Origin of the sequence: Neobacillus niacini (assembly GCF_048572935.1) — a bacterium.
Lineage (GTDB): Bacteria > Bacillota > Bacilli > Bacillales > Cytobacillaceae > Neobacillus > Neobacillus niacini.
In genome coordinates, this window is sequence record NZ_CP183883.1 from 3,389,189 (window position 1) to 3,401,808 (window position 12,620).

15 protein-coding genes are annotated in these 12,620 nt (G+C 38.3%); 12 read left to right on the plus strand and 3 right to left on the minus strand.

Going from position 1 to position 12,620, the window contains the following annotated elements; genetic code table 11:
- Window positions 1–15 precede the first annotated feature (15 nt).
- Entirely contained in the window at window positions 16–1,077 is a 1,062-nt protein-coding gene (locus tag ACN6MT_RS16775) for an LLM class flavin-dependent oxidoreductase (protein WP_419887152.1), read from the plus strand.
- 23 nt (window positions 1,078–1,100) lie between these two features.
- Window positions 1,101–1,739: an NAD(P)-dependent oxidoreductase gene (locus tag ACN6MT_RS16780; protein WP_419887153.1), complete on the plus strand. Its 639-nt coding sequence runs from the start codon at window positions 1,101–1,103 to the stop codon at window positions 1,737–1,739.
- 65 nt (window positions 1,740–1,804) lie between these two features.
- Here the strand turns inward: ACN6MT_RS16780 and ACN6MT_RS16785 are convergent.
- Together ACN6MT_RS16785 and ACN6MT_RS16790 are read right to left on the minus strand one after the other, a co-directional pair.
- Window positions 1,805–3,138 (minus strand): IS3 family transposase gene (locus ACN6MT_RS16785; RefSeq protein WP_419887154.1). Its coding sequence is split into 2 segments (ribosomal slippage): window positions 1,805–2,766 and window positions 2,766–3,138, totalling 1,335 coding nucleotides; the frame shifts between segments, so codons are not numbered across the junction.
- Window positions 3,139–3,347: 209 nt separating this feature from the next.
- Window positions 3,348–3,671 (minus strand): BC1872 family protein, encoded by a 324-nt coding sequence (locus tag ACN6MT_RS16790; RefSeq protein WP_063251730.1) that lies wholly within the window; start codon window positions 3,669–3,671, stop codon window positions 3,348–3,350.
- 178 nt (window positions 3,672–3,849) lie between these two features.
- On the opposite strand from ACN6MT_RS16790, the gene ACN6MT_RS16795 reads away from it, so the two are divergent.
- From ACN6MT_RS16795 to ACN6MT_RS16810, 4 genes are all read left to right on the plus strand, one after another.
- A complete protein-coding gene (locus tag ACN6MT_RS16795; RefSeq protein ID WP_419887155.1) occupies window positions 3,850–4,074 on the plus strand; it encodes a YdbC family protein in 225 nt (74 codons plus the stop codon).
- 135 nt (window positions 4,075–4,209) lie between these two features.
- Complete coding sequence (locus ACN6MT_RS16800; protein ID WP_419887156.1) at window positions 4,210–5,118, plus strand: alpha/beta hydrolase; 909 nt, start codon at window positions 4,210–4,212, stop codon at window positions 5,116–5,118.
- A gap of 173 nt (window positions 5,119–5,291) precedes the next feature.
- Window positions 5,292–5,774: a hypothetical protein gene (locus tag ACN6MT_RS16805; RefSeq protein WP_063251732.1), complete on the plus strand. Its 483-nt coding sequence runs from the start codon at window positions 5,292–5,294 to the stop codon at window positions 5,772–5,774.
- Window positions 5,775–5,790: 16 nt separating this feature from the next.
- On the plus strand, window positions 5,791–6,855 hold the full coding sequence (locus ACN6MT_RS16810; RefSeq protein WP_419887157.1) for an alpha/beta fold hydrolase: 1,065 nt from the start codon (window positions 5,791–5,793) through the stop codon (window positions 6,853–6,855).
- 352 nt (window positions 6,856–7,207) lie between these two features.
- On the opposite strand, the gene ACN6MT_RS16815 is transcribed toward ACN6MT_RS16810, so the two are convergent.
- On the minus strand, window positions 7,208–7,900 hold the full coding sequence (locus ACN6MT_RS16815; protein WP_419887158.1) for a diphthine--ammonia ligase: 693 nt from the start codon (window positions 7,898–7,900) through the stop codon (window positions 7,208–7,210).
- A 145-nt stretch (window positions 7,901–8,045) separates the two neighbouring features.
- Here ACN6MT_RS16815 and ACN6MT_RS16820 point away from each other — a divergent pair, with 145 nt between their 5' ends.
- From ACN6MT_RS16820 to ACN6MT_RS16845, 6 genes are all read left to right on the plus strand, one after another.
- The gene (locus ACN6MT_RS16820) at window positions 8,046–8,228 is read left to right on the plus strand and encodes a hypothetical protein (RefSeq protein WP_419887159.1); all 183 of its coding nucleotides are present in this window, start codon (window positions 8,046–8,048) and stop codon (window positions 8,226–8,228) included.
- Between the two features lie 106 nt (window positions 8,229–8,334).
- Window positions 8,335–9,267, plus strand: coding sequence for a VOC family protein (locus ACN6MT_RS16825; protein WP_419887160.1), 933 nt, complete (start codon window positions 8,335–8,337; stop codon window positions 9,265–9,267).
- Window positions 9,268–9,448: 181 nt separating this feature from the next.
- Window positions 9,449–9,925 (plus strand): DUF2975 domain-containing protein, encoded by a 477-nt coding sequence (locus ACN6MT_RS16830; RefSeq protein ID WP_063251736.1) that lies wholly within the window; start codon window positions 9,449–9,451, stop codon window positions 9,923–9,925.
- 10 nt (window positions 9,926–9,935) lie between these two features.
- Window positions 9,936–10,154, plus strand: a complete 219-nt coding sequence (locus tag ACN6MT_RS16835) for a helix-turn-helix domain-containing protein (RefSeq protein ID WP_063251737.1) — start codon at window positions 9,936–9,938, stop codon at window positions 10,152–10,154.
- Window positions 10,155–10,191: 37 nt separating this feature from the next.
- Complete coding sequence (locus ACN6MT_RS16840) at window positions 10,192–10,986, plus strand: DUF817 domain-containing protein (RefSeq protein ID WP_419887161.1); 795 nt, start codon at window positions 10,192–10,194, stop codon at window positions 10,984–10,986.
- Window positions 10,987–11,232: 246 nt separating this feature from the next.
- Window positions 11,233–12,498, plus strand: coding sequence for a mechanosensitive ion channel family protein (locus ACN6MT_RS16845; protein ID WP_419887162.1), 1,266 nt, complete (start codon window positions 11,233–11,235; stop codon window positions 12,496–12,498).
- The last annotated feature ends 122 nt before the right edge of the window (window positions 12,499–12,620 follow it).

A 12,620-nucleotide genomic window follows, 5' to 3' on the forward strand; every position in this document is an offset into this window, starting at 1 on the left:
TAAGGAGGAATCCAAATGTCTACTAGTAATCATAACGGCATTGAAATAGGAATTTATACGCTTGCTGATATTGGTCAGGATCCTTTGACAAACAAAACGATAACACCAAAACAACGAATGAATGAAATCATTCAAGCAGCAAAGCTTGCGGATGAAGCGGGTCTCGATGTCTTTGGAATAGGAGAACATCATCGTTTGGATTATGCCTCCTCATCACCTGCAGTTATTTTAGCTGCTATTGCACAAGCAACCAATCAGATTAAACTAACCAGTACTACCAGCGTGTTAAGTACGCTTGACCCAGTGCGCTTATTCGAGGATTTTGCCACACTGGATGTGCTTTCAGGTGGCCGGGCAGAAATCTTGGCGGGCCGTGGAGCATTTATTGAATCATTCCCGCTATTTGGATATAGTACAAACGATTATGATGAGCTTTTTACTGAACATATGGAATTACTCTTTCATTTAAATAAAAATGAAAGAGTCACTTGGTCAGGTAATTTTCGGTCTCCATTAAAAAATGCAGAAATCTCACCTCGACCTGTACAAGAGGAAATACCGATTTGGATTGGTGTTGGCGGGACGCCTGAGAGTGCTGTCCGTGCCGGTAAATTTGGGGTTGGCATGGCACTTGCAATTTTAGGGGGAGATCCAGTGCGCTTCAAACCGCTGGTAGATCTTTACCGGAAGGCGGGAATGGAAGCTGGTCATTCATTAAACCATTTAAAGGTGGGAGTAACAGGGCATACTTTCATCGCTGAAACCACTGAGCGAGCTAAAGACGAGTTCTATCCTTATTATTCAAATTATTGGTCCTATGTGAATCGCCAAAGAGGAATGGGATCAAGGATGTCAAGGGCAGACTTCGAGCATATGGCAAGTCCTAATACCGCTTTGTTCGTAGGAAGTCCTCAGCAAATTGTGGAGAAGGTTCTTCGGCAGCATGAGCTTTTTGGACATAAACGTTTTTTAGCACAAGTGGATATAGGCGGGTTACCTTATCATAAAGTAGCCAAAAACATCGAGCTGCTAGCAACTGAGGTTGCCCCAGTGATTAAAAAGGCAACGAGTAGATAAATAATTAATTGGAGGAAGTCACAATGAAAATAGGAATTGTTGGAGCAAGTGGAAAAGCAGGAAGTCTGATATTGAAAGAAGCAGTGAGCAGAGGGCATAACGTAACCGCGATTGTAAGAAATGCCTCTAAACTTCAAGATAAAAATACAGCAGTCATTGAGAAAGATGTATTCGATTTAACAGCTGATGATTTAACAGCGTTTGATGTGGTTGTAAATGCCTTTGGAGCACCGCTTGGAGAGGAACAAGCTCATGTAGATGCAGGTCATGTGTTAATTGAGGTGTTAAAAGGAACTAAAACAAGATTAGTGGTTGTCGGAGGGGCTGGAAGTCTCTTTGTTGACGAGAATAAAACAGTAAGATTGATTGACACTCCTGAATTTCCGGATTTTGTTAAACCAACAGCAAATGGTCAAGGAAGGAACTTGGAAGAATTACAGGGTGTAACCAACATAACATGGACATTTGTTAGTCCTTCGGCAGTATTTGACGCAGAAGGAAAAAGAACAGGATCTTATCAGTCAGGGAAAGATCACCTTCTTGCTAATTCAAAAGGAGAAAGTTATATCAGTTATGCGGATTTTGCCATTGCAGTAGTAGATGAAGTTGAAAATCCAAAGCACCTTAATGAAAGGTTTACAGTTGTCAGTGAGAAAGAATAAAATAAAAAGAGTCCTGAGACTATCATGAACTATAACCCATAATATGGACAGTTTAATAAAAGAGCCTATGCTGCTAACAGACGACCTCGGTATTGGACCGGGGTCATCTTTTGTAATCCCCACTGGTAACGATGATTATTGTACTCCTCGATATATGAATCCACCATCTGTTTTAACTCAATAAAACTATTACATTCTTTATAATCAACCTCATCTTTAAAATGACCAAAGAAGGATTCCATTGGAGCGTTATCCCAACAGTTACCCTTACGGGACATTGATTGAGTTATATTCAACTTCTTTACTCTCTTTTGAAAGAGGGGGTGAGTATAATGGAAGCCTTGATCTGAATGCAGAATTGCTTCTGGATGGAACTGATTCTGCACTGCTTCTTTTAGCCTTCCTAATGTTTTATAAACAATATTCATCTTTAATGAAGTAGATAAATAGTGGGCTAGTATTTCATTGGTACTGCCATCTTTAACACATGATAAATAGGCTTTTTGACCATTTGCATAATATAAATAGGTTATATCTGTTAATAACACCTTTCCAGGTTCCTCTTGATTAAACTTACGCTTTAAAATGTTAGGACATGTTTTATGTTCTTGAGTAGCTTTGGACATTTTTTTGTATGGGTTCGCATTTCTAACCTTCGCAATTAGTCCGTACTTTCGCATTAACCTTCTAATTTTCTTATGATTCATTACTACAAAATAATCGTTTTCTAAAATCATCTTGATTGGTAATGCCCCCACTTTTTCCTTCTTTTGCTTAAAAATAGAATAGATAAGTTCATAATCTGCTTCATCATCGAAGTCTCTTTGTTCGCGAATGGAAGCTGCCTTTAACCAAGCATAGTACCCACTTCTACTTACTCCTGCTAGTTCACATAAGTAACTTACAGTGTTCTTTAGTTGGTGTTGACGAAGGATGTATTCAATAAGTTCGAATTTTTCTGATGGAGTTAATATCGTTTTTTCTTCAACGCCTGCCTCTCTAGTTCCTCTAGCTTTTTTAAGAAGTCATTCTCAGCTTCTAAGAATTTTATTTTAGCTTCAGCCTTCTTCAGTCTTTCCTCCACAGATAGTTCCTTCGACGAAGGGCGTCCAGTACTTGCCTTTCCTCTACGCTCTGTTTGAAGACCTAATTCACCAAACTTTTCAAAGGTTGCACGCCATCTTTGTAAACATCTCTTTGGCTGATCTTTACCTATCACTTCAATGTTAAAGTCATGCTCAATAAAAATTTGGGATGGACTTTTCCCTTGATGATACTCCTTTACCGCCTTTACTTTGAAGTCGGGCTCATAGGAAATAGAACGATTAGAAACACGTATAACATTAGGATTCTTCTCTAACTCTTTAATCTGGTATTCAGTAAATAGATTCTTACTCATTTAAATCCTCCGTCCACAATAATTCTTTTATTATAAACGGGTTTTCATTAAGGGGACATAGAAAAACCCGATTAAGGGGCACTTTTTATTTAGTGTCCATTAATCGGGTTATAGTTCATCAAGTGTCTTAGGACTCTTTTTGCTATTTATTTACCTCAGGCTGTAGTAGATTGTTTTTTAAAGAGGGGGGGAGCATTACAAATAATGTATTAGCACAGGGTGCTCCAGATTCTAGTGGTGTTGGCAACGGAGTGTTGTTCAATGATGGAATAGGCTGCATTGGTAATGGCTTGTGCTAATGTTTCACCTTTCGCGCGAATGTTATTAAAGCTAACTTCAGATTCTCCGGCAGTTGAAAAAGTAAAGCCGAATTCCTCCAGCCTTTTAACGATTAGCATCGCATGTTCAAGGTTATGTTCAGGTTGAAATTCCGAATCATGAATGAAAACGCCCTTTTCATAATCAAACCAACGGTCCCATCGATTTAACTTCCAACCTAGAATTCTCCGTGCAATTGAATCTGTTTTGGTCATTTTGATTACCCCTTTTCTAAATGTTATATAACAGTTTTATTATTTATAGTTATTATATAACACAGGAAGTGAAAATGACCACCATTTTTTAAAAAAATCTAAATATTTTTTCAGGATTCAATGTTTCTATGTTGTAAAAAGGGAAAAATATTGTATACAACGTAAAGGGAGTGTAATCATGGCAAACTTGAAATATGAAATAAAAGAAACGATAGGAATTATTTCAAAGGGTGCAAAGGGATGGAATAAGGAACTGAATTTAATTAGTTGGAATGATCGCGAGGCAAAATATGATTTGCGTGACTGGGACCAAAACCATGAGAAAATGGGGAAAGGGATTACTCTATCTAAAGAAGAGTTAATTCACTTAAAGAAATTGTTAAATGAAATGGACTTGAATTAGGAATTAGCGAAATATATTTAATATTGCCTTTTCAGAAAAATGCCCAAATTGACTAATACCCTTAAATGTTTTTTTGGTAAAATTAGGGTAAGAACACTATGGTTGTGATTTAAAAACACATGGGAGAGGATTGTTTTGCCTAGTATAAGTAGTTATTTTATAAAAAAAGGTATTAAAGCAGGGGCAAAAAAACTGAAGTTGGATGAAAAAGAAGTAGCTGAAAGCAGGCAGGTAATTGATTTGTTTGCTCGGAAATTCTCCAAGCTTCCAAACGGCTGTAAGGCTGAGCAAATTGAAATCGAAGGAATATACGCAGAGTGGATTTCCAACAAGCAAAGTGTGGAAGATAAAGTAATTCTTTACTTACACGGAGGAGGGTATCTTTATTGTTCAGCGGATACCCATCGGACGTTAGCTGCGAGAGTCATGATTGACTCAAGTGTTAAAGTTCTCCTTCCAGAATATCGACTTGCACCCGAACATCCATTTCCTGCAGCGATTGAAGATACTCTTACTATCTATCGATGGCTGCTTAAGCAGGGCTATGACTCATCGAATATCATCTTTGCCGGAGATTCAGCAGGAGGAGGATTATCGGTGGCAGCCACTCATGTGCTTAGAGATCAATATGAACCACTTCCGGCTGCGCTTGTATGTTTATCCCCCTGGGTTGACTTAACGAGTTCGGGTACTAGCTATAGGAAAAACAACGAGAAAGATCCGTATTTGAGGTGTGATCTTGTTCGAAAAACGGCTCAAGCATATGCGGGTGATGAGTCCCTTGACAATCACTTTATTTCTCCCGTATTTGCAGACCTTAGTGGATTTCCACCACTGTTTATTCAGGCGGGGAGTATTGAAATATTGTTAAGTGATGCACAAATGCTGGCGGTTAAGGCAGATCAGGCAGGAGTGAAGGTTCATTTTAAAGTCTGGGAAGGTATGTGGCATGTATGGCAAATCAGTGCCGGATTACCTGAAGCAAAAAAGGCTATAAAAGAAATCGGTGACTTTGTCAAGAAGACATTTTGCGTACGTCGATAAAATTCTATAATTTGTTTTCAGAATCTTCAATTTCTCCTATTGTAAGGAACTATTTATGGATGTAAAATACAGGTAAATAGTAGTGAATGAGTATTCATTCATTGAAAGGAGAAATACTTTTTACAAAGGAAAGAGTTGTAGTACACAAATATTTAATAAAGAGGTGACGGAACATGTCAGAAACGAATCCTTACGATTCTTTTAGGCAAATAAGTATAATGTTGGAAAAGGGATTAAATGGATTATTATTTCAATCTATAAATAACAACCCCTTAATACAAGTAACGAAGATAGGAATTGAGGCGAACTCTAGATACATAGAGTTGCTAAAAAGAAATCGAGAACTGATGGCTAATTATATGAATTTGCCAACAAAAAATGATGTAGCCAATGCGGTCAAACAAACGATGCAGGCAGAAGAAAAGATAGATATTCTCGAAGAGCAAATCTGGAATTTACAAGATCAATTTACTTTAGCTACACAAGAGCAGAATAAGGTGCTTGGAGAAATACTAGATTTTACGAAGCATATTCATATGGAATGGCAAAAAGCGTCACAGGAGCTTGCTGCATTAACACAAGTGAAAAGTGAATTTGAGCAAATGAAGAAGCTTTTGGAGAAAGAAAAGAAAGAGCCAGTTCTAGCAGCCAAATAAAGGTGAAGGAGAAAACATGATGGCGGTTAAATCACTAGTAAATATCCCTGTTTTTGATCTAGAGAGTGAGAAAAGGCGGTGGAATAATATTTATAAAGTTTTGAGCGAACCAAAGCCTGATATTGAATCTACACCTAGAAGAGCTGTATGGAAAAAAGGTAAAGCGGTTTTGTGGTATCACGCTGCTCCAGAGAAGAAATATACCACGCCCCTTTTCTTAGTTTATTCTCTCTTAAATAAAGCGTATATTCTTGATATCTCTGAAGAAGGAAGTGTGGTTGGCAATCTTACAAAACAGGGTTACGATGTTTATTTGCTAGATTGGGGCTCACCTGGATTGGAGGACAAGGATCTCACATTAGATAACTACCTTCTAGACTATTTGGAAGTTGCTGTAAAAAGGGCATTAAGACATTCAGATGCAAAAGAAATATCTATGGTCGGTTATTGTATTGGTGGCATGCTTTCGGCAATGCTAACATCACTAACCAATTTGCCCATTAAAAATCTTGTTCTGGCAGCAGTCCCCATTGACTACAGCAATGCAATCGTTCCAAATAAATGGGTGGAAGCTCTTCAAAACGGCACACTGAATTTTGATCGTTTTGCAGATGCGTACGAAGTTATTCCATCAGAGTTTCTATATGCCATCTTTATGGCGCTTCAAGGATTTAACATTGGACCAACTGTAAATCTGGTTACCCGTGCAAACGATCAAAAGTATGTTGATAAGTGGCGGAATATGGACAAATGGATGAAGGATGCCGTTACATTTTCGGGTGCAGCATTTAAGCAAATGATGGATGAATTATACAAAGATAACAAACTAGTAAAAGGTGAAATGAAGATTGGCGGTAAGAAGGTGGATTTAACCAATATTAAATGCAGTACATTGGTGATCACCTCTACAAGGGATGAACTAGTCTTAGAATCACAAAGCCTTCCTATCATGGAGCTTATTTCAAGTGAAGATAAAACTTATCAGCATATTGAGGCAGGGCATGTATCTCTATGCTTAACCGGCCAGTTTGCTTATGCGATTGATCCATGGCTGTCGGCTCGTTCTACTAGATTAATATAACCGCTAATTGGAAAAGCCTTAGCCCTTCGTATGCGGACTAAGGTTTTTGAATTTTTTCGGACACGCTACCTACGATGTGCATAGGTTTGTTGAGAACTCAGCCAAACCTTTGCCGTTTTTAGATGGTTTTTTCAAAAAGGTGTAATTGTTCCCGTTAACCTGGAAAAACGAGGTTAGCGGTAACGATATAGTACGAATCGTGCCCGCTCAGGCTGAAAGAAGGGTTTAATGGTAACGAATAAAGTCAAATCGTGCCCACTAAAGCTAAAAGAGAGCGTTTGTTGTAACGAATAGAGATTAATCGTTCCCTTCCTTGCTTGAAAAGGAGCTAAACAGTAACGAATAGAAAAAGCTAAATCTCACTAAGCTCCAAAGGCAAAAAGGCATATTCTCCGTTTCGAATAATATCTCCTTTCCGAACGGGAATAGGATGTTTAAAAAGGGGTCCATCTAGTACTGTGGTATGAAATTCTCCGCCTTCTCCACATGGGTCAATACCACGTGCTTCTAGTTCCTTCACAAATTCATGTGTAAATGTTCTCCCTAGGTCTGCTTCGCGCATTCCCATTGATAAATTCACCGTTACAATCACAGTAGTAAATCCTAGATTAATAAATTCTTCGACAGCTACGCGATGATTCATTCCCCATAAAGGCATTCCAAGCTTCAAACCAGCATTGTTCGCAACCTTTTCATGCCAACAGCCATGTTCTGGTATGTCCAAGTCTCCAGTTACTAACACTTCTGCTCCTTTGTTTCTCGCTTTTGATAAAAGGCTCATAAATACAGTTTCATAATCTGTCCAACTTGCAGCAGCGGTAAATACAGGCAAACCGATAGAGTTAGCTTGGGCTTCGATGAGCTCCGGAGGCATTCCATGGGATCTGGAACGTCTCCCTTCTTCTTCCAGCATGACTATGAGACCAACTGCTTCTCCAACTTTCATAGCTTTATAGAGAGCTAAGACACTATCCTTCCCTCCACTAAAAGAAGCTATAAATTTATGCCCGCAGGCACCACTTTTCCAATCCTTTACTTCTGTCATTCGCATCTATCCCCTTTATTGCTTTTTACAAACTTATATCATTTTATCAGGATTGTTCAATATTAAACTATAAAATTAATGAAAATGAAACTATTTATCACCTTATACGTTTAGGTTATTAGGAAAAATAAAAGGAGATGATTCAATGGAAGTAAATAAATGCCCTAAGTGTAATGGTGTTGAATTTGCAGAAGGGACAGATTTTATGTCCGTAAAACCAGTGGACAAGAAGTTTTCAATGGGCTCCAATAAAATTTATACCTTTTGCTTGAGTTGCGGAGAGGTAATTTCCATAAGGATAGAATCTCCTGCTATTTTTAGAAAGTAAAGGAAAACAACAAGGGGAACATATGGGTGAAATGATTACAAATACCCGAAAATTGGTCATACTCATATTGACTAAAAATTAGTGGGAAATAAAGGAGAAATAAATCATGTCAAATAGTAAACAGATAATTGTTCCGCATTTATGGTATGACAAGGGGGCAAAAGAAGCAGCCGAATTCTATGCTTCCATATTTCCGGATTCAAAAATTAAGAACGTAACAACCATCCATGACACACCATCAGGCGATTCCGATATCGTCACGTTTGAGCTTTGGGGACAAAAGTTCATGGCAATCAGCGCAGGCCCATATTTCAAAATCAATCCATCTGTGTCCTTTATCGTTAATTTTGACCCATCCCGAGAAAATGACGCAAGTGAAAAAATTAATGAGGTATGGAACAAATTATCCGATGGCGGAACTCCGTTAATGCCACTTGATAAGTATCCGTTTAGTGAGAAGTTTGGTTGGATTCAGGATAAATTTGGTTTATCGTGGCAATTAATGCTTACCAATCCAGAAGGTGAGGAGCGACCTACCATCGTGCCGTCACTTTTGTTCGTGGGAGATCAATGCGGCAAAACAGAAGAGGCGATTAATTTTTATTTATCAGTATTTAAAAACGCAAAGCCTGGACATATCGTCCGTTACCCTAATGGCATGGAACCGGATAAAGAAGGAACCATCATGTTCGCTGATTTTAGCATAGAAAATCAATGGTTTGCCGCAATGGACAGCGCGCACAAGCATAAATTTAATTTTAACGAGGCAATCTCATTTATGGTCTACTGCAACACACAAGAAGAGATTGATTACTACTGGGAAAGGCTCTCTGCTGTTCCAGAAGCAGAGCAATGCGGTTGGCTGAAAGATCAATTTGGCGTATCCTGGCAGATTGTACCAAGTAAGATGGATGAGATGATGAGCAAGGGCACACCAGAGCAAAAGGGGCGTCTAACAAAAGCCTTTCTTAAAATGAAGAAATTTGATCTTGCCGAATTACAGAAAGCATATGAGGATAAAGAGAAGGAAAGCTTATAAAGAATTGGAAGACAGGTTATAAATTGAATAGTTACAGTTAAAGAGCATTTCTTTGTCATGAGGAATGCTTTTTTTATGGGTATTAACAATAATAATGTCATAAAAATAGATAATTATTTATTGTAAAACGATAAATATCGTGATACTATCAAATAGAAAATAAATTAGTGAGGTGCTTTTTATGAAAATAGGGTCAACATTATTTTTAAGAATGGCTGTATTTCTTATTGGAACTCCAGTTCTTGCTTTAGGTATATTCGGGTTAACGTGGTTACCTAAAAATCCAGTAAATCCAGATTATGACCATATACTATATCCAATCGTAATCGGTATGTATTTATCGGTGATACCGTTTTTCGGAGCATTGGTTCAGGCTTTCAAACTTTTAAGCTATATTGACAAAAACCAAGCTTTCTCTGATTTGTCTGTTAAAGCTCTTAAGAATATCAAAATCTGTGCAATCACAATCAGTGTTTTATATGTGATCCTATTACCATTTGTTTATGTCGTAGCAGAGCTCGATGACGCCCCTGGTCTTATCATAATCGGAATGGTTCCTGTCTTTGCTTCAATGGTAATTGCCGTCTTTGCTGCTGTTCTTCAAAGACTTTTAAAAGAAGCGATTGATATAAAATCTGAAAATGACTTAACGGTCTGAGGTGATAACGATGGCAATTATAATCAATATTGATGTGATGCTAGCTAAAAGGAAAATGAGCGTAACGGAGCTTTCGGAAAGAGTTGGAATCACGATGGCGAACCTTTCTATATTGAAAAATGGAAAGGCAAAAGCGGTCCGATTTGCAACTTTAGAGGCAATTTGTAAGGCGTTAGATTGTCAACCGGGAGATATCTTGGAATATAGAAGTGATGAGGACACTCCATAAGACTAATTTTTCATATATAATTTTGGAGGCGCAAATTGTGAAAGCACTAAAACAACTCGTTCGTTTTGGTTGGGAGCAGGCCCTATCTTGTTTGTTTCCTGTTGTTATTTTTGCCTCTTTGGCTTTAACTAAAATTTTGCCGCTTCCCTTGCTGCCGCGGTATGATTGGCTGCTCATCATCTGCCTTCTCATGCAGTGGTGGATGGTGCGTTCAGGGCTTGAGACTCTTGATGAATTAAAGGTGATAACATTGTTCCATTTAATTGGACTCGCTCTTGAAATTTTCAAGACACACATGGGCTCCTGGTCGTATCCAGAGGAAGGATATTTCAAAATATTTGGAGTTCCTTTGTACAGCGGATTCATGTATGCCAGTGTCGCAAGTTATCTATGTCAGGCGTGGCGGAGGATGAAAGTAGAACTCGTTAAGTGGCCGCCGTTCTTGGTCGTTGTACCTCTTTGTGCTGCAATTTATTTGAATTTTTTCACCCATCATTTTTGGATTGATGTTCGTTGGTATTTAACAGCTTTTGTCATAATTGTTTTTTGGCAATCAAGGGTTACTTATGGGGTTGGTGGAACTCGTTACCGTATGCCACTCGCACTTGCTTTCGTACTCATCGGGTTCTTTATCTGGATAGCTGAAAATATTGCCACGTTCTTTGGCGCTTGGGAATATCCAAACCAAACAGAGGCTTGGAGTCTTGTTCATCTAGGAAAGGTGAGTTCATGGCTGTTATTAGTGATTGTAAGTTTCCTTATCGTAGCCACGCTAAAGCTGGTTAAGGGAAGTAATTCCACCAAAATAGATAGGGGTGCATTCAGAATGTGAAGGCTGCCTTTTCCTAATCTAGTAGTCTTTTGAAGTGCCCAAGGTTAAATCTTACCGAAAACAACATTTAATGCGAAAATAGCCTTCTAAAAAAGGTCGGATCCTTAGAATAGTAAGGTTCCGACCTTTTTAGGTAGAAGATTTCCATTGTAATACATGATTACGTCGACCAATAGGGAATATAAATGTAGAATGCGCTAGTGGTGGTATTGACTACGAAACGAAGATTTGAAAGGGAGGCAAGGTATGAGCCATATTCGTACCCGACTGCTTGAATACAATATGGACCCAGTTCAAACTGATTATCTTTCGGTTATTCTTATGATTCTTTTTATTGTGTTCCTCTGTATAGCTGCAAATTTTCTCACAAAAAAGGTAGTAATGAGAGTCATTACTCACTTTATTACTCATAACAAATTCGAGTGGGATGATATGCTGTTGGAAAGGAAGGTGTTTCATAGATTATCACATATTGTTCCAGCCATTATTATTTATTACTTTTCTCCAACCTTCCCTGACTTTCAACTGTTGATAGAAAAAGGTGCAATGACCTATCTTATCGTGGTTACGTTAATGGTCACGAATAGTTTTTTAAAAGCTTCTAATGATATTTATTTAACCTTTGAAATCTCCAAGATTAAGCCAATCAAGGGGTATATTCAGGTAGTTCAAATGATCATTTTCATTCTCGGGGGAATTGTTATTATCGCACATTGGCTGGGAGAGAGTCCATTCATTCTTCTCAGCGGGATTGGTGCTTTATCAGCTGTTCTTCTAATCGTGTTTAGAGATTCACTTCTAGGACTTGTAGCTGGTATTCAGTTAGCGGCTAATGATATGGTACGAGTGGGTGATTGGATTGAAATGCCTAAATATGAGGCGGATGGAGATATCATTGATATTTCTTTGAATACGGTAAAAGTTCAAAATTTTGATAAAACGATTACGACGATTCCAAGCTACGCTCTTATTTCAGACTCTTTTAAAAATTGGAGAGGGATGCAAGCTTCTGGGGGACGCCGAATTAAGCGTTCTTTATTTATCGACACCAACAGTATCAAGTTTTGCACCGAAGAAATGATAGAGAAGTTCAAAACAATCCAATTTCTTAATGAGTACATAACTTCTAAGGAACGTGAAATTGCTGAACACAATGCTAAGAATGAAATTAACCGGAATAATCCAGTCAATGGCCGTGCTCTGACCAATATCGGAGTTTTCAGAGCGTATATTATTCAATATCTTCAACATCACCCGGGAATTAGTAAAGAAAAGACTTTACTCGTAAGACAATTGGCGCCAACTGAAAATGGGCTACCTCTTGAAGTTTATGCTTTTACCAATGATATTCGCTGGGATGTGTATGAAACCATACAATCCGATATTTTTGATCATCTTTTTGCAGTAGCATTTGAATTTGGACTTCATTTATTCCAGAATCCATCTGGGAATGACTTTAGAAACATGTTGGAGGACAATTTGGAGGGAATGAGAGAGAGGAGTAGTAGATAACTACTCAAAACAATGCTTTCCACAAAAGGAAGAGTGCCAGGTACCTTCCGATTTTTTGGTAGGTGCCTGGCGCATTGTACACGAAATTATTCTCTTTTATTTACCATGAGACGGTACACAGT